Source organism: Rhodococcus sp. NPDC056960, assembly GCF_042674125.1.
Lineage (GTDB): Bacteria > Actinomycetota > Actinomycetes > Mycobacteriales > Mycobacteriaceae > Rhodococcus_F.
Window position 1 is genome coordinate 63,219 of record NZ_JBHURF010000018.1, and the last position, 16,919, is coordinate 80,137.

The 16,919-nt window shown below is 70.8% G+C and carries 12 protein-coding genes and 1 pseudogene; 8 read left to right on the plus strand and 5 right to left on the minus strand.

Annotated features, from left to right (window positions below; genetic code table 11):
• Positions 1-31: 31 nt before the first annotated feature.
• Entirely contained in the window at positions 32-631 is a 600-nt protein-coding gene (locus tag ACFTWF_RS27275; RefSeq protein WP_005243713.1) for a TetR/AcrR family transcriptional regulator, read from the minus strand.
• 104 nt (positions 632-735) lie between these two features.
• Positions 736-1,926 (minus strand): glycoside hydrolase family 3 N-terminal domain-containing protein, encoded by a 1,191-nt coding sequence (locus ACFTWF_RS27280; protein WP_378464343.1) that lies wholly within the window; start codon positions 1,924-1,926, stop codon positions 736-738.
• Positions 1,927-2,045: 119 nt separating this feature from the next.
• Between ACFTWF_RS27280 and ACFTWF_RS27285 the strand changes: the two genes are divergently transcribed.
• From ACFTWF_RS27285 to ACFTWF_RS27300, 4 genes are all read left to right on the plus strand, one after another.
• Positions 2,046-2,513, plus strand: coding sequence for a universal stress protein (locus ACFTWF_RS27285; RefSeq protein ID WP_378464274.1), 468 nt, complete (start codon positions 2,046-2,048; stop codon positions 2,511-2,513).
• A gap of 30 nt (positions 2,514-2,543) precedes the next feature.
• The gene (locus ACFTWF_RS27290) at positions 2,544-3,635 is read left to right on the plus strand and encodes an isochorismate synthase MenF (protein WP_378464275.1); all 1,092 of its coding nucleotides are present in this window, start codon (positions 2,544-2,546) and stop codon (positions 3,633-3,635) included.
• 127 nt (positions 3,636-3,762) lie between these two features.
• A complete protein-coding gene (locus ACFTWF_RS27295) occupies positions 3,763-3,936 on the plus strand; it encodes a DUF2613 domain-containing protein (protein WP_005258546.1) in 174 nt (57 codons plus the stop codon).
• A gap of 46 nt (positions 3,937-3,982) precedes the next feature.
• Entirely contained in the window at positions 3,983-8,284 is a 4,302-nt protein-coding gene (locus tag ACFTWF_RS27300; RefSeq protein ID WP_378464276.1) for an alpha-(1->3)-arabinofuranosyltransferase family protein, read from the plus strand.
• A 20-nt stretch (positions 8,285-8,304) separates the two neighbouring features.
• Here the strand turns inward: ACFTWF_RS27300 and ACFTWF_RS27305 are convergent.
• Positions 8,305-9,363, minus strand: a pseudogene (locus ACFTWF_RS27305) (acyltransferase family protein); the annotation flags it as partial.
• 220 nt (positions 9,364-9,583) lie between these two features.
• Between ACFTWF_RS27305 and ACFTWF_RS27310 the strand changes: the two are divergent.
• Entirely contained in the window at positions 9,584-10,741 is a 1,158-nt protein-coding gene (locus ACFTWF_RS27310) for a DUF3068 domain-containing protein (RefSeq protein WP_378464277.1), read from the plus strand.
• A 138-nt stretch (positions 10,742-10,879) separates the two neighbouring features.
• Here the strand turns inward: ACFTWF_RS27310 and ACFTWF_RS27315 are convergent, their stop codons facing one another.
• Complete coding sequence (locus ACFTWF_RS27315) at positions 10,880-12,088, minus strand: polysaccharide biosynthesis protein (protein ID WP_378464278.1); 1,209 nt, start codon at positions 12,086-12,088, stop codon at positions 10,880-10,882.
• A gap of 54 nt (positions 12,089-12,142) precedes the next feature.
• Here ACFTWF_RS27315 and ACFTWF_RS27320 point away from each other — a divergent pair, with 54 nt between their 5' ends.
• The gene (locus ACFTWF_RS27320; RefSeq protein WP_378464279.1) at positions 12,143-13,864 is read left to right on the plus strand and encodes a hypothetical protein; all 1,722 of its coding nucleotides are present in this window, start codon (positions 12,143-12,145) and stop codon (positions 13,862-13,864) included.
• On the opposite strand, the gene ACFTWF_RS27325 is transcribed toward ACFTWF_RS27320, so the two are convergent.
• Positions 13,805-15,025, minus strand: coding sequence for a glycosyltransferase family 4 protein (locus tag ACFTWF_RS27325; protein ID WP_378464344.1), 1,221 nt, complete (start codon positions 15,023-15,025; stop codon positions 13,805-13,807). The two genes, ACFTWF_RS27320 and ACFTWF_RS27325, sit on opposite strands and share 60 nt — an antisense overlap.
• A 174-nt stretch (positions 15,026-15,199) precedes the next feature.
• Between ACFTWF_RS27325 and ACFTWF_RS27330 the strand changes: the two genes are divergently transcribed.
• The gene (locus tag ACFTWF_RS27330; protein ID WP_378464345.1) at positions 15,200-15,955 is read left to right on the plus strand and encodes a class I SAM-dependent methyltransferase; all 756 of its coding nucleotides are present in this window, start codon (positions 15,200-15,202) and stop codon (positions 15,953-15,955) included.
• Positions 15,956-15,957: 2 nt separating this feature from the next.
• Positions 15,958-16,845: an ROK family protein gene (locus ACFTWF_RS27335; protein ID WP_378464280.1), complete on the plus strand. Its 888-nt coding sequence runs from the start codon at positions 15,958-15,960 to the stop codon at positions 16,843-16,845.
• Positions 16,846-16,919 lie beyond the last annotated feature (74 nt).

A 16,919-nucleotide genomic window follows, 5' to 3' on the forward strand; every position in this document is an offset into this window, starting at 1 on the left:
CTCGTTCGATCTGACCGAACGAGCGTCTCGTTCACTCCGGCTTCTTCTTGCCCGCGAGGCCGCGCCAGGCCAGGGATTCCAGCAGGTCGGCGGCGGCGTCCACCTCGATCTCGCCACCGGCGACGCGGTCGGCGACGGCCTCCCCCGCCCCGACCAGGGCGATGGCGATCAGTTCGAAATCCTGGCCCGGTTCCGGGTCCTTGGTGCTGGACTCGAGCAGGTGCGCGGTCAGTTCGATCAGCCGGTCGCGGCTCGACTGCACCGACCCGACGAACGCCTGCTGCCCCATCGCCTGGCGGTACAGCACCATCCACGACTTGCGATGCTTGCCGACGAACCCGAGAAAACCCTCGAGCGCCCGGCGCAGCTGTTCGCGGGGGCTCAGCCCCGGATCTCCCGCCGGAGCGAGTGCCTCGACGAAGCGCAGCCCCTCCCGCTGGATGCACGCCGCGAACAGTTCGTCCTTGGAACCGTAGTAGAGGTAGAGCATCGGCTTCGAGATCTCCGCCTTGGCCGCGATCGCGTCCATCGACGTCTCGTGAAAACCTCTGTCGGAGAAGACGTCGACGGCAGCGTCGAGCATCTGCTGCTCGCGCACTGCGCGCGGCAGTCGCTTGGTGCCGCCGGCCATTCGTCCTCCAATATTCGTCGAACCCGCTATCTTACTCTACGGTAATAAAGCGGGTTCGACCGGCGGACGAGAAGAATACCAGCACCCCGTCGCCACACCGCGCGCTAGCAGGCGATGGCGCCCTTCGCCCGGGCGACCGTCAGGACGGCCTCGTCGACGCGCTGCTGCGGCAGCTTGCCCGACGCGACGGCGCCCTCGAGGTGATCGAGCACCCGCGGGACGTCGTCGGTGGTGAGCCACAGCGCGACGTCGACACCGGACTCCAGCGCCGTCTCGACGGCCTCGGTGATGTCGTAGCGGTCGGTGATCGCCTGCATGCCGCTGAGGTCGTCGGTGAAGATGGGGCCGGTGAACGGGGGCGCCCCGTACCCGGTGCCGCCGCGCAGCAGTGCGACCGCGTCGGGGCTGATGCTGGCGGGGATCCCGGGTGCCGTCAGACCCGGCACCTCGAGGTGGCCGAGCATGACGCCGACGCCCGTGGACACGAGGTTCCGGAACGGGACGAGGTCCTTGTTCTGCAGCTGGTCGAGCGGCGGGGTGGTGACGGCCCCGGTGTGGGAGTCGCCGGACGCCGATCCGTGGCCCGGGAAGTGCTTGATCACGGGCAGGATTCCGGCGTCCCGCATTCCGCGCGCGTAGGCGTCGGCGTAGCGGGTGACGACGGCCGGATCGTTCGAGTAGGAGCGGTCGCCGATGACGCTGTCGTCGGGCTGGCTGCTCACGTCGACGTCCGGGGCGAAGTTGACGGTGACCCCCAGATCCTTCAGACCGCGGCCGCGCTCGAGCGCCATCTGATACGTCTGTTCCTCCGTCATCGTGGCGGCGGTCTGCCGGGCGGACGGGTCGGCCCCGAGCAGGTTCTCGACACGCGACACGCGTCCGCCCTCCTCGTCGATCGTCACCATCAACGGCAGCGACGATGCCGAGGCGACCTGGGGAACCTCGTGGTTCGCGAGCATCGCCTCGTCGGTCCAGCTGCCGATGAAGATGCCACCGACCTGCTCGGCCCGGACCACCTGCGCCGCGTCCGCGGTGCCGGTGACCCCCACGTTCAGCAGCTGAGCAAGCTTGCGCCGCAACGGCAACGACTGCAGGAACTGCGTCTCGCACGACGCCGGAGCGGCGGCGGGTGCCGCGGTGCCCGTGTGCGACGCCGGATCCGCGGAGGACGGCTCTGCGGACGACGGGGCCGACGTGGCCGAGGACGACTCCGCGACCGTCCCGCCACCACCCGACGAACATCCGGCGACGAGGCCGGTACAGGCAGCGAGCGCGAGGGCATACTTGATCCGCATGGGTTCGACGGTAGCCCAGTTCGCCACCGATGCTGCCCTCACAGGCCCCGAATCAGGGACCGCTGCCGTCCTCCTTGGTAATCTGGACATCAGAGGAAACCCGTACTCAGGAGGTCGTGGTGCCCGGTGGTTTGATGTTGATCGCCTACGACGGATCCGACAACGCCAAGCGCGCGGTCGAGTGCGCGGGCCGCTTCCTCGCCTCCAATCGCGCTGTGCTGGTGACGGTATGGGAGCCGATGGTCCGTCAGGCCGCGCGCATGTCCGGACTGTCGGGTGTGATGCAGCCCGAGTGGGTCCCCGACGAGGAAACCGAGGACGTCGCGTTCTCCGACGCCCGGGTCACCAACGCGGAGGGCGTCGAACTCGCGGAGGCCGCCGGGCTGTCCACCGAGGGTCGCTGCATCGAATGCACCAGCACGATCTGGACGGCCATCGTCGAGACGTCCGACGAACTCGCGGTCGACATCATCGTCACCGGAACCCGCGGCACCACCGGCCTGCGGTCGCTGCTGCAGAGCAGCGTCGCCGACCACGTGCTGCGTCACAGCCACCGTCCCGTGCTGATCGTGCCTCCCGGGAAGTAGCCACGGCGCCCGACTACTGTCGGGTGCACCATGGACGGCTTCCTCCTCTCACGCGCCGACCGGACGCTCCGCACGTCCGGCGTGCGGCACGGATACGACACGGCAGCGACTGCGGTCGCCGCGCTCGCGCACGGTGACACCGAACTCGTCGTCGGGGCGCTTCCGTTCGACCCCGGACACCCCGCGGCGCTGAGCGCCCCGGAATCCTGGGAATTCACGGACGGCCCGTGGCGGCCCGTCGCCGTTCCCCACCTCCCGCCCGTACGCCTCACCGCGGAGGTCCCCGAACCCGCCGAGCACGTGGCGCGGGTGCGATCCCTCGTCGACCGCCTGCGCGGCGGTGTTCTCGGCAAGGTCGTCGCCGCACGCAGCGTCACCCTCCGCGCGGACGCCCCCATCTCCGCAGAAGCGTTGGCCGCACGAATGATTCACCAGAACCCCACCGCCAACGGGTTCGCGGTGGACCTGTCCGCGGCCGGCGACGACTTCCGCGGGCACAGTCTGGTCGGCGCCAGTCCCGAGGTGCTGCTCAGCCGCCGGGGACGTCGCGTCACCTGCAGGCCCCTCGCCGGCACCGCCCCTCGTCGCGCCGATCCGGAGGCCGACGAGAAGGAAGGCCGCGGCCTGCTGGAGTCCACGAAGAATCTGGCCGAGCACGCGTTCGTCACGGCGTGGATCGAGGACGTCCTGACCCCGCTCTGCACCGAACTCACCGTCCCGAAAACGCCGGTCCTGACGAGCACGCACGAGGTGTGGCATCTCGCGACCCCCGTCGACGGGGTGCTGCGCGATCCGTCGACCAGCGCGCTGACCCTCGCGACCCTGCTGCATCCGACCCCCGCCGTGTGCGGCACGCCCACCGACCTCGCCCTGGCGACCATCCGCGACGTCGAGGGCGACCGACGGTTCTACGGCGGCGCGGTCGGGTGGTGCGACGGCGCCGGTGACGGCGACTGGGTGGTCGCCATCCGGTGCGCCGAGATCACGGCGGACGGCCGCGAGGCGCTGGCGTCCGCGGGCGGCGGGATCGTCGCCGACTCCGACCCGGAATCCGAACTCGACGAGACGACCACGAAACTGCGCACCCTCCTTCGGGCACTCGGTGTGCAGCAGGGTCCGTGAACTGCAGAAACAGCGGCGCCCGAGCACCAATCAGCAGTTCGGCGGCCTCTGGGTGATACCTTGACCCGAGCAATTCGTACGCGGGAGTAGCCGTGTGCGTCGATGGCACGACAATGGGAGATGTCTGATGGGGAAGTTCCTTGTGCCCGGTGTGGTCAGCGCCGTGGTCGGTGTCGCTCTCGGCACCGTGGCGACGCTCGGCATCACCGCAGCCGCACAGGACAACACGCGTCCCGAGATCGACCGGAGCGGCAACGCGGATTCCTCACTCCTGAACCAGGTTGAGTACGGCAGCCGCTGAGAGCGCCGGTTCGACACGTTCCCGCACTTTCCCCGAGTCGGCGGCCATGTCGCCCTCGGCGGAACCTCTCTCCCGGCGGTGGCTGTTCGGCGCCTCTGTCGTAGCGTTTCTTCTCGCATTCCTGCAAACCCCCGGCCGGCTCGCCGCTGACACCAAATACGACCTGTCCCAGAACCCGATCGGGTTCCTGGAGCGGGCCGCGCATCAGTGGAGCAGCCAGGCCCCCATGGGCCAGGTGCAGAACCAGGCCTACGGATACTTCTTCCCGCACGGCGCGTTCTTCGCCCTCGGCGACGTCCTGAGCGTCCCGGCATGGATCACCCAGCGCGTGTGGTGGGCCTTGCTGCTCGTCGCCGGATTCTGGGGCATCGTCCGGCTCGCCGAGGCGGTCGGCGTCGGCAGCCGCTCGTCCCGCATCATCGCCGGTGTCGCGTTCGCGTTCTCCCCCCGCGTCCTCACCACCCTGGGGTCGATCTCGTCGGAGACCCTCCCGATGATGCTGGCGCCGTGGGTTCTCCTGCCCGTGGTCGTCGCCCTCGCCCACGTGAGTGGCAATGCGTCCCGGGATACACGATGGCACTCACCTGCCCGGTTGGCCGCCCAGTCGGCGCTGGCCGTCGCGTTGATGGGTGCCGTCAACGCCGTCGCGACCGCGGCCGCGTGCCTCGTCGCCGGGCTGTGGTGGATCTCGCACCGGCCCAACCGGCGGTGGTGGGTGTTCACCGCATGGTGGTTCACGTTCCTGGCCCTGGCCACGCTGTGGTGGATCGTGCCTCTGCTGCTGCTCGGCAAGGTGAGCCCGCCGTTCCTCGACTACATCGAGTCGTCCGGGGTGACCACCCAGTGGACGTCGCTCGCGGAGATCCTCCGCGGGACCGACAGCTGGACCCCGTTCGTCTCCCCCGAACGCATTGCCGGCGCCGTCCTGGTGACCCAGCCCGCCGCGGTCGCCGCGACCGGGCTGATCGCGGCCGCCGGGCTCGCCGGGCTGTGCATGCGCTCGATGCCGGCCCGCGGCCGCCTCACCCTGATCCTGTTCGCCGGCGTCGCCGGACTGGCCGCCGGATACATCGGCGAACTGGGTTCCCCGTTCGCCGAGCAGGTGCGACTGTTCCTGGATTCCGGCGGGGCTCCCCTCCGGAACGTCCACAAGCTCGAGCCACTCGTCCGGCTGCCGCTCGTGCTGGGGCTCGCGCACCTGCTGGCGAAGGTGCCGCTGCCCGGTTCCGTGCCGCTCGCCCGGTGGCGCAGCGCGTTCGCCCACCCCGAACGCGAACCGATGGTCGCGGTGACGAGCCTCGTGCTGGTCGCTCTCACCCTGGCGACGTCGCTGGCCTGGACGGGCAAGCTGGCACCGCGGGGCACGTATACCGACGTCCCGGACTACTGGCAGCAGGCCGCGTCGTGGCTCGAGGACAACGCCGGCGGCACGAGTCCCGACGGATCCGACGCCGAGCGGGCGCTCGTGGTGCCCGGCGCACCGTTCGGAAGCCAGCTGTGGGGGCTCACCCGCGACGAACCCCTGCAGGCGCTGGCGTCCACACCGTGGGCGTCCCGCGACGCCGTCCCCCTCACCCCGCCCGGCACCATCCGGGCGATGGACTCGATCCAGCGGTTGATCGCGGACGGCCGCCCGTCGGACGGCATGGCGCAGACCCTCCTCGGGCAGGGCATCCACTACCTCGTCCTACGCAACGACCTCGACCCCGAGACGTCGCGGTCGACGCGACCGCTGCTCGCCCACCAGGCCGTCACCGGCTCACCCGGATTCACTCCGGTGGCGGAGTTCGGTGAGGACATCGGTCCCGGCGACGTCGAGGGACTGGTGATCGACAGCGACCTGCGGCCCCGGTATCCGGCGATCGAGATCTACGCGGTGTCGATGCCGGACGGCTCGCCGACGACGAGCGGGCCGTACACGGCGAACCTCGACGGCATCCCCCGCGTGCAGGGCGGCCCGGAATCGCTGCAACGCCTGCGCGAGAACGGCGCCCTGCCCGGAGCCGGGCCCGTCCTGCTGGCCGCGGATGCGAAGCGCGCCGGACTGCCGGTCGACGACGTCACGGTCACGGACACCCCGCGGGACCGCGAAACCGACTACGGCCAGGTGGACAACCACAGTTCGGCGCTGCGCGCCCCGGACGACGCGCGCCGCACGTTCAACCTCGTCCCCGACTATCCGGTGGCGGACACCCCGCTGGTCGAGGGGCAGTGGGAGGGCGCGACGCTGAGCGTGTCGAGCGCGGCGTCCGACGCCACCCAACTCGGCGGCGCCTCCCCCGCCAGCAGTGCCGCGGCGACCGTCGACGGGGATCCGGCGACGGGCTGGTTCAGCAACGGCATCGAGCGGGCGCTGGGTCAGTGGCTCCAGATCGATTTCGACACGCCGCTCACCAGTTCGCTGCTGCACATCACGACGAGCCCGGCCGCGATCGGCGCGCCCGTCCGCTGGATGGAGGTGTCGACGCCCAACGGCAGCACCGCCGTGAAGGTGGACGCGCCGGGCAAGCCGATCGCCGTGTCCGTCCCGGGCGGCGTCACCCCGTGGGTGCGGATCACTGCGACCCGCACCGAGAATGGTTCCGCGGGAACGCAGTTCGGGATCAGCGAGGTGTCCGTCGAGGACTTCTCGCAGCGCGACGCCCCCGTCACCTTGCCGATCCGGTACCGGACCGTGCTGCCGTCCACACCCGAGGGCGCGACCGTCTCGGGCTGGGATCTCAGCCAGGAACTGCCCGGCCGCAACGCCTGCGCGGAGGCCCCCGACCGGGTGCGGTGCAGCAACGCCTTCGTCCTGCCGCCCGAAGAGGTCGGGACGTTCGAGCGCACGCTGTCGGTGCCCGAGCCCACCGCCGTCACACCACAGCTCATGCTCCGCGCACGCCACGGCGCACCACTGGAAGAGCTTCTCACCCAACGGGACCGGCCGTCCGCGCACGGCACCAGCAACATCGCCGACCTGCGCGGGTCGGCGTTCGCCGCCACCGACAACGATCCGCGCACCAGCTGGTCCGCGATGCAGGACACCACCACCGGCAAGGGTGCGAAACCCACCCTGACGATCGACCTTCCCGAACCCACGCTGGTCACCGGCCTGCACCTGACCCCCAGCCTCGGCGCCGTGCCCGCCGCTCCCGACCGGGTCGCCGTCGACCTCGGGAACGGACCGCAGGTGCGCGACGTGGACGAGGACGGCACCGTCACGCTCGAACCCCGGGTGACCGACCGGATCGTGCTCAGCCTCGTGTCCTGGAAGAGCACCCTCGACCAGAACGCGCTGGGATTCGCCCAGTTGCAACCCGCCGGACTCGCCGAGGTCGGAGTGCTGGGCGCGGACGGCAACCTGCTGCCCGGTTCGGGTCCCGTCGACGACGCGGGCGCGCGCACCGTCACCGTGCCGTGCGAGGAGGGTCCGGTCGTGACGATCGGCGGACAGCCCGTTCGCACCAGTGTCACGGCAACGGCCGGGCAAATACTTTCCGGCGAACCGGTTCCCGCGACCGTGTGCGACGCCCCCGGCCCGGTTCCGCTGGGAGCCGGAGCCCAGGACGTGACCGTCGCCCCCGGGTCGGCGTTCTTCGTCGACAGCCTCCGCCTGAACGCCGGCGTCCCGTCGCCTCCGGTTCCGACCGAGCAGGTGTCGACCACCGCATGGACGGAGAACCACCGCGAACTCACGGTGCCGCATTCGGATGCGGACCGGATCGTCGTCGTCCCCGAGAGCACGAACGTCGGCTGGGTCGCGACCGCACCGGACGGCAGCGAACTGACCCCGATCGTCGTCGACGGCTGGCAGCAGGGCTGGATCCTGCCCGCGGGCACCGAGGGGACGGTGACGCTCGACTTCCCCACCGACCACTGGTATCGACTGGGCATCTTCGGGGGCCTGCTCCTGCTGATTCCCCTCGCCGCCGCCGCACTGTGGCCGCGCCGCGGGCGCGAGCGCGATCCCGGCCCGGCACCCCGGACCTGGGGCAGCGCGACGGTCGGGTGGCTGGGAGTCCTCGCTGCCGCCACCGTGATCGGCGGTCCCGTCGGTGCCGCGACGACGGTCGTGGTGACACTGCTGGTGGTCGGTCTCGTCCGTCTCCGCGGCACCGCCACCACCGCGCGGGTACTGGTCGGGGTCGCCGGAGCGTCGGCGATGGTCGGCATGGCGATGCTCTCCACCGGGCCGTGGCGTGCGCCCGGCGGATACGTGGGTCACTCGTTCCTGGTTCAGTTCCCGTTGCTGCTGGCACTCGTCGCGACCGGGCTCGCCGTGCTGCCGCTCGGACGTTCCGCGCTACTGGTCCGAGCCTCCCAGCGCTTGACGGCACGGCGGGCCGGTTCCTCCACCAGCGCATAACTGGCCGACGCGACCGCGACGCTCATCACGGTGGTGAGGAACAGGATGTAGACGAAGTGGCCGGAGAACGGAATCAGGCCGAACACCGGGAAGACGATGGACAGCACCGCCAGGTGCCAGATGAAGATGCCGTACGACCAGCGCCCCACGGCGAGCGCCGGCGGGCTCGCCAGGAACCGGTGCCTCGACGTGTCCGACAGCACCAGCGGGGCCATCAGCGCGAAGCTGATGACGGCGCCGAGCGCCATCTTGACGGCGTACTGCCACGGTTCGGGACGAACCAGCCCCTCCGGGCCGGCCAGGTCGGTGGCCGTGAGAGCGAACGCCACTGCCGCGACGAGAAACATCCGGACGCGGTGACGCGCCCAGCGATGCATCCGACCGGGCGGACTCACCGCCAGTTCGGCCAGCACCATGCCCGCTCCGAACCAGGGCAGGTAGCCGGGCAGCCAGTTGTCGTGATGGATGCCACCCGGTGTGGGGATCGGCACGAACGCCCACGCCAGACTTGCCGCGATCAGGGCGAGGATCACCGGAAGACGCAGCCGCGCAGCCGGACCCCGCAACCGGACCAGACCGAAGGCCAGCAACGGCAGCACCAGGTAGAACGCCACCTCCACCGACAGACTCCACATCTGCGTCAGACCGTCGGTGAGGGTGAGGGGCACGAAGACCTGGACGAGACCGAGATTCGCCCACCAGGTGCGGTAACTCGCGTGCGCGGTGGGCAGGAACGTCAGCACCACGGCGACCGCGACCCAGTACGCGGGCAGGATGCGCGTCGCCCGCGAGATCCAGTACCGGAGCACCCCCTGCGCGGGACCCATCCCCCGCGCCGCCCCGGCGTGGCTGCGCCACAACAGGAATCCCGACAGCGCGAAGAAGACCGCCACCGCCAGATCGAATCGTCCCCAGATGCGGCCGAGGACGGGCACGTGCGTCGCACCCGTCTGAAACGCCACGTGCGTCACGAGCACGCCCAGCGCCGCGAGACCGCGCATCCCCTCGAGTGCGGGAACGAAACCCCGAGGGGTGCTGGGCGCCGCAGGCGCCGGCGAGGTGCTGACCGAAGTGCTCATCACGAACAGTGTGCCTGGTAACGGCGCTGTGACGGAAAACTCCGCCCCGGTCACTTCGCCGCTGAACGGCTGGTGCGTTTACTATCCGATGGGGCAAATGCGCATTCGAGACTGTTAGTGTTTTGCCTCACGTGGTGTCGATGTGGGCTCCATGCGATCCGTGCAGCCGTGCTGCCGGTGGGGGAATCTCAATCGACAGATTTGGGTTAGGAGAGAAAGCATGGCGGAGCGCTCAGGGCCGAGCCGGATACTTGCTTGCATTCTGGTGGGCCTCGGTGCCTTCCTCTTGGCCGTCGCCATTCTCATTCCCACCTACACGGTGGGCAAGCTGGAGAAGACGCCCTTGGACCTCGAAGTGACCACGATCGCCGAAGGTTCCGGCAGCGTGCTCAACTCGCAGGCTCTTCTCGCAGGCAAGGCCGAAGTCAACACGAACGTTCCACTGGTGTCACAGCGTTACGTCACCACCGAGGACCCTGCGAACGCGGACGTCGTCACTCTCCAAGCGGGCCAGACCCTGCGGCGCACCGACAAGCAGGGCGACACCGGACTGCTGTCCGCGATCGTCGACCGCAGCACCGTCGACCGCAAGACGGCGATGCCGACCAACGACCCGGTGGGCACCATCCAGACGCAGCCCAACCAGCCTGCCGAGGAAGTTCCGCGCGACGGACTGCAGTACAAGTTCCCGTTCAACTCGGAGAAGAAGAGCTACCCCTACTTCGACCTGAGCGCGCGCGCCACCCAGGACATCGACTTCGTCGAGGAGACGGAGATCAACGGCCTGAAGGTGTACCACTACAACCAGACGATCGCGCCCGTAGACCTGTCGAAGGTCGTCAACTCGCCCACCAACAAGCTGACGCTGCCCGCCGACACCTGGGGCGTCCCCGGCGGCACCCTCCCCGTCACGATGACCCGTTGGTACACCAACGTGCGCGACGTGTGGGTCGAGCCCGAGACCGGTGTCGTCGTCAAGGGCCAGGAGCAGCTGCACCAGTACTACGCCCGCAACAAGGACAAGCCGGAGATCGACGTCCTGAAGGTGGAACTGCCGTTCAACGAGCAGACCATCGAGTACCAGGTCCAGCAGGCCAAGGACGGCATGGACAAGATCAGCACGTTCGGTCGCACCGTCCCGATCATCGCCGGCATCCTCGGTGTCATCGCGCTGATCGCCGGACTCTTCCTGGCTCTGCGCGGCGGCAAGGGCAAGCAGCCCGCACCGGCCGACGGCGGTGACCACCCGCAGAGCGGTGGTGGGCGCCACGGCGTCGACCTCGACAAGTCGGAGGCTCCCACGGAGCAGCACGACTGGACCACGGACAAGACGGAAGAGATTCCCGTCGCAGATCCGCGCCGGTACGACGAGCGCTAGAGCAGTACGGCCGGACGCCACGTAGTCCGGTCGCGAAGGGGACCTCGGTACGTCACCGAGGTCCCCTTCGTCGTACCCGGGGTGGACTGTGCGTGGCGGCGCCCGATGTCACAGGCGGCTCGTGGGAGTGAACGAATGTCACATCGGGCGCGGCGCATCCCGTCGCGCGCTGCGGACCGCGAGGATGCTGACGATCAGGGCGGTGCTCGACGCCACGCTGACGGCCACCGTGATGAGCTGCCCGATCGTGGACGCGAGGGTGAGCATGGTGGCCATCTCGACGGCGAAGCCGACCCAGGCGATCACGGCGAGGTGCGTCCGCTCCCCCGCGATAGCGGAGAGCAGGGCGCCCTGCAGGACGGCCAGGCACGCGCCGTGCAGCGCGAACAACCACAGCAGCGACTGCACGGGCCGGTACGCGTCGCCGACGAGGAGCGGGACGAGCGGGGCGGCCACCGCGACTCCCGCCACCAGGACCGCGCCGAGTCCGACGAGGACTGCGAGCGCGGAGCGGATCGCCTGCGCGGAGTGCGCCGGGTTCGCCATCCGCGGATACAGCACCACTCCGACGGCCTGTGGCAGCCAGAACGCGACCTTCGTCGCGACGGCGCCCAGCGCGTACAGGCCGGCGTCGTCGTTGCTCAGCACGATCCGGGCGATCACCACGTCCATCGACGACAGTGCGATCAGCGCCAACTGCACCTGCGACGCCTTCAGGACGGCCGGGACGCCGATCCGGGTACTCGACTCCCCGGCGATCCCCGAATCGGCGAACAGTCGGGCGCACAGGGCCACCAGCCCGGTGCCGACCGCACTCGCGGCGAGCGCGAGACCCGGTCCTCCGCCGACGGCGAGCACCACGACCGCGGGAACGACCTTCGCGACACCGGCTCCCGCGAGGACGACGCTGAGCGGGCCGAACCGGGCGGCGCCCTGCAGCAGTCCCTGTTCGGTGGCGAGCAGGACCAGGACGGGCGCCGTGATCAGCGCCGAGAACGTGGCGAGCATGCCGGTGTCGAGGACCCACGACACGACGGGGGCGAGCACCAGTGCCGCGACCGCGACGATCACCGCGCACCGGTACCCCAGCAGCCGGACGGCGCGGGCGCCCTTGCCCCGCACCACCTCGCGGGCGACCACGGTCTGCAGCGCGAGAGCGGGGACGGCGAGGACGAGCTGGGCCGCCAGCAGACTCGCGAACTCCCCGTACCCGGCCGGGCCGAGCCAGCGACTCGCCGCCCAGGCGAGCAGGTAGGACGCGATATTCGCGGTCATCGAGCCCGCCGTCACCAACGTCACCCCGGCGACCGCCGAGCTGCTCAGGGTCTGGCGTCGCATGCGCCCCATGATGCACTACGTGCCGTGCGAGCCGGGTCGATGCACCACGTATCGTGACGGCCCATGACCGCCCGGCGCCGAGCATCGTTCGTCGCAGCGGTCTACAGCCTCTCGCTGGCCTTGCTCATTCTCGGGCCGCTGCTCGGTCCCGGCTATCTGCTGCTGCGGGACGCGGTCAGCACCCCCCGCTCCTTCCTGACGGATTCCGCGCTCGGACTCACGGACGCCGCCGCACGGGCCGTGCCGCAGGACGCTCTCCTCGCGACGCTGAGCGTGTTCGTGGACGGCGGCCTGGTGGTGAAGGCGATCCTGGTGCTCGCGCTGTGGGCGGCGGGGTGGGGTGCGGCCCGGATGGTCCGCACCGTCCTGCCGACCGCCGGGCTCGGACCGCAGCTCGTGGCCGCGACCGTGACGGTGTGGAACCCGTATGTCGCCGAGCGGCTGCTGCAGGGTCACTGGAGTTTGCTGACGGGGTACGCGGCGCTGCCGTGGGCGGTGTGTGCGGCGGTCGCGATTCGGCGGGATCACCGGCAGGGCTGGTTCGCCGTCGCGGCCTGCCTCGCCGCTGCCGGGCTGACACCCACCGGCGTGTTGCTCGCGACGGTGACGGCGCTGGCCGTCCTCGTGCTCCCCGGCGGACGATCCGCGGTGTGGCTCCGCGTCACCGTCGCGCTGGGCCTGTTCGTCGTCGCGAGCGCGCCGTGGCTGGTGGCCACGGCCCTGTCGGGCGGCGGTGGGGACGGCTCCGATCCCGCGGGGGTGGCGGCGTTCGCGGCGCGGGCGGAGCCGGGGCTGGCGACACTCGGCAGCCTCGCCGGTCTCGGCGGGGTGTGGAACGAGACCGCGGTACCGCAGACCCGGACGTCGCTGTTCGCGCTCGTCGGCACGGTAATGCTGCTGGGGGTCGTGGTCCTCGGCCTGCCCGCGCTGTGGCGGCGACGCCGGCATCCCGTGGTGGCCGCGCTGTCGGCGCTCGCGCTGGTCGCGGTGCTGCTGCCCACCCTCGGGGCCACGGCGTGGGTTCTCGACGCCGGCCGCTGGCTGGTCCAGAACGTCCCCGGCGCGGGGCTGCTCCGGGACGCGCAGAAGTGGGTGGCACTGGCGGCGCCGCTGTATGCGCTCGCCGCCGCGGCCGCGGTGCTGCGACGGCCGGCGACCTGGTCCGTCTCGGCTGTCCTGATCGTGCTGCTGGCCCTGCCCGACCTCGCGTGGGGAGTGGGGGGCGCGCTGCGCCCGGTCCACTATCCGCAGTCGTGGCAGCAGGTGGCCGCCGAGGTGGAGCAGGACCCGGACAGCGGGGACGTGGCCGTGCTGCCCACCGGCATGTTCCGCAAGTTTCCCTACAGCGGTTCCGCGCCCGTCCTGGACCCCGCCCCGCGGTGGCTACCCGCGGACGTCCTGCAGACCGGCGAACTGGTGGTGGCGGGCGGCACGGTGAAGGGCGAGGGGTCCCGGGCGCAGCAGGTGGAACGGGTGCTGCTCACCGGCGGTTCCGCGGCCGATCTCGCGTCGCTCGGTGTCCGGTGGGTGCTGCTCGAGCGCGACACGCCCGGACCGCGCGGCGAATCCGCGACCACCCTGTCCGGACTGGAACGACGGTTCTCGGACGAGCATCTGGAGCTGTACCGCGTCGACGGCGACGTCGCACCGCACGAGGCGTCCGACCGAACACGGGACGCGGTGATCGCGGCCCACGTGCTGTGGGCGCTGCTGCTGGCAGGCGGACTACTCGGCGCGGGCGTGCTCGAGGCCCGGACGCGCCAGCGCCGGCGACACCAGCCCTGACGTGCGCAGACCCGCGGCGGTACCCGCGAGCACCTCGTGGACGCCGTTCCCGGTGTGCCGCCAGGAGAACTCGCCGGCCCGGACGCGGGCCTTCTCGCCGAGCACCAGACGGGTCTCGGGGTCGAGCAGGAGGGTGTGGACGGCCGCGGTCAGTTCGCCGACGTCCGCCGTCGCCGCCTCCGCGCTGCCGACCAGAATCCCGGTCACACCGTCGACGATCGAATCGGTCAGACCCTTGGAGCTGCGGTAGCCGACGGTCGGGACCCCGTGCTGCGCGGCCTCGATGACGGCGAGACCCCAGCCTTCCTTGCGGGACGGCATGACGTGCACCCACGATTGGGACAGCAACCGGTGCTTGCGCGCCTCGTCGACGTGCCCGTGGAACGTGACGGCGTCGCCGATGCCCAGTTCGTGCGCGCGGTCGCGGAGGTTCTGCTCCCACCAGCCTCCGCCGATGACGTCGAGGTGCACGTCGGCGACGGTGGGGCGCAGGGCGGCGACGGCCTGGAGTGCGTCCTCGATCTGCTTGTGCGGCACCAGCCGTGACAGGACGCACACGCTCGGGTGCGCCGTCCGGGTGCCGGTGCCGCCGACCGTGACACCGGGAGGGATGTCGTCGGCTCCGTTGCGCACCACCGCAATCCGTTCGCGTTCCACGCCGAGCTCGACCAGTTCGTCGGCGGACGGCAGCGACACGGTGAGGTACTGGTCGTCCCGGTGGGTGCGCGGCGACAACCGGGATTCCACCCACCAGCCGATCTTGCCCATCAGCCGGCCGGCCACGGGCCACTGCTCGCGGTGGCAGTGGTGGACGAGCAGCGTCACGGGTGCGCCGGCGACGACGCGGGAGAAGAACGGGATGCCGTTCTGGGTGTCGATGACGGCGTCGGGCCGGATGCCGCGCAGTGGACCGAACCCGAGCCGGCCCGCCGCGATCGCGGCGAGGGCGCGCGGATAGACGCTGTACCGTCCGCCTGCCCGGCTGATCTCGATGCCGTGAACGGTCTCCCGCTTGGCGGCGCCGCGGTAACCGGCCGTGCGGAGGGTGACCTTGATTCCCCGCGCCGCGAGCTGGGCGCCGACCTCCTCGAGGTACCGCTCACTGCCGCCACCCTGCGGGTGACCGGTGTCGCGCCAGCAGAGCAGCAGAACCTCTCGCACGTTCATATACTCCTGTGGTCGGTGCGGTACATGTGGTCTCGGGGCGGGACGTTCCGCGCGGTAGTCCCCGAACACCCTATCGGTCGCATTCCACCGGATGTTGCAGCCACCGCGAACGGATTGCGGCCCCGGCGGCCGCACTCGCTAAGGTTCAATCTCGTGACGACGCCTCCCGTGACCCGGCGATTCGGTCGACGGGCAACCCTCAAGCGGTCGTTCGGCCTGCTCAGCGACTTCCGGCACGAACAGACCGCGCCCGACCTGTTCTACGGCGCCCTCGCCCGCGACTCCGTCGAACTGATCGGCGACCTGTACGGCGGTCTCACCGATTCGGACCTCACCGGAACGACGGTGCTGGACGTCGGGGGCGGACCCGGCTATTTCGCGGACGTGTTCCAGCAAGCCGGCGCCCGGTACGTCCCCGTGGAACCGGATCCGTCCGAGATGCATGCCGCGGGGCTCGCCGTGGGCGGCGCGGTGCGCGGGTCGGGGCTGGCGCTGCCGTTCCGGACGTCGTCCGTGGACATCTGCTTCTCCTCCAATGTCGCCGAGCACGTCAGCGAACCGTGGGCAATGGCGGACGAGATGGTCCGGGTGACGAAACCCGGCGGCCTGATCGTGCTGTCGTACACGCTGTGGTGGGGGCCGTTCGGCGGGCACGAGACCGGACCGTGGCATGCACTGGGCGGCGAGTACGCCGCACGCCGGTACCTGCGAAAGAACGGCCGCGAGCCCAAGAACCGGTACGGGGTCTCCCTGTTCGAAGTGGGCGCGACCGACGGGCTTCGGTGGGCGCGGCGCACCCGGGACGCGGAGTTCCTGGCGGCCTTCCCCCGCTATCACCCGCGGTGGGCGTGGTGGTTGGTGCGCGTCCCCGGACTGCGGGAGTTCCTGGTGAGCAACCTCGTCCTCGTACTGCGGAAGAACTGACCGTGGTCGCGCTGGCTCTCGACATCGGTGGCACCAAGATGGCCGCCGGGATCGTCGACGCGGACGGCACGGTGCCGCACCCCGCGACCACCCCGACCCCGGCGACCGGCGTGGCGGACGCGTGCGCCGCCCTGCTGTGCGAGGTCGCAGGTTCGGCGCAGATCACGTCGGTCGGCATCGCCTGCGCGGGACCCGTCGACACGGTCGCCGGCACCGCGTCCCCCATCAACATCGAGGAGTGGTCGGGCGGATTCGGCCTGGTCGACGCCGTACGGGAACTCTTCCCCGGCGCGAGAACCCGGCTCGCCATGGACGGCGCCGCCGCCGCACTCGGCGAACACCATCACGGCGCCGGACGGAAAGCCCCCGACCTGTTGAGCCTCGTCGTGTCCACCGGCATCGGCGGCGGCGTGATCCTCGGCGGCCGCATCGCCGCCGGCCGGACCGGCAACGCGGGACACATCGGTCACATGGTGGTGCCCGGCGCGACCGACCCCTGCACGTGCGGCGGGGCCGGATGCCTCGAAACGGTGGCCAGCGGACCGTCGTCCGTGCGCTGGGCCCGATCCCACGGGTGGCGCGGGACGACGGGTGTCGAACTGGCGAGGGCCGCCTCGGACGGTGACGACGTCGCCGTAGCCGCACTCGGCCGCGCGGGGACCGCACTGGGGCAGGCGATCGCGTCCGCCGCCGCGCTGCTCGACGTCGACCTCGCGGTGATCGGCGGCGGATTCGCCCAGGCCGGACCCCCACTGTGGGAGCCTATGGGCCGGGCCGCGGCCCGTCACGCGCGGCTGTCGTTCGTCGCGAATCTGCGGGTGGTGCCCGCGGAACTCGGCGCCTCCGGAACCCTCGTCGGGGCGGGAGTCCTGGCCGTCGGCGAGGGCTGACGCCGCAGGATCTCCTCACCTGTTCCGAAATTCTGTAACGTGTTCTAGTGTTCAGGGTCACACCACGTTCAGAG

Coding starts and splice junctions, on each gene's coding strand:
- ACFTWF_RS27275 (WP_005243713.1), bottom strand. CDS start 631: ATGGCCGGCGGCACCAAGCGACTGCCGCGCGCAGTGCGCGAGCAGCAG.
- ACFTWF_RS27280 (WP_378464343.1), bottom strand. CDS start 1,926: ATGCGGATCAAGTATGCCCTCGCGCTCGCTGCCTGTACCGGCCTCGTC.
- ACFTWF_RS27290 (WP_378464275.1), top strand. CDS start 2,544: ATGGACGGCTTCCTCCTCTCACGCGCCGACCGGACGCTCCGCACGTCC.
- ACFTWF_RS27295 (WP_005258546.1), top strand. CDS start 3,763: ATGGGGAAGTTCCTTGTGCCCGGTGTGGTCAGCGCCGTGGTCGGTGTC.
- ACFTWF_RS27300 (WP_378464276.1), top strand. CDS start 3,983: ATGTCGCCCTCGGCGGAACCTCTCTCCCGGCGGTGGCTGTTCGGCGCC.
- ACFTWF_RS27310 (WP_378464277.1), top strand. CDS start 9,584: ATGGCGGAGCGCTCAGGGCCGAGCCGGATACTTGCTTGCATTCTGGTG.
- ACFTWF_RS27315 (WP_378464278.1), bottom strand. CDS start 12,088: ATGGGGCGCATGCGACGCCAGACCCTGAGCAGCTCGGCGGTCGCCGGG.
- ACFTWF_RS27320 (WP_378464279.1), top strand. CDS start 12,143: ATGACCGCCCGGCGCCGAGCATCGTTCGTCGCAGCGGTCTACAGCCTC.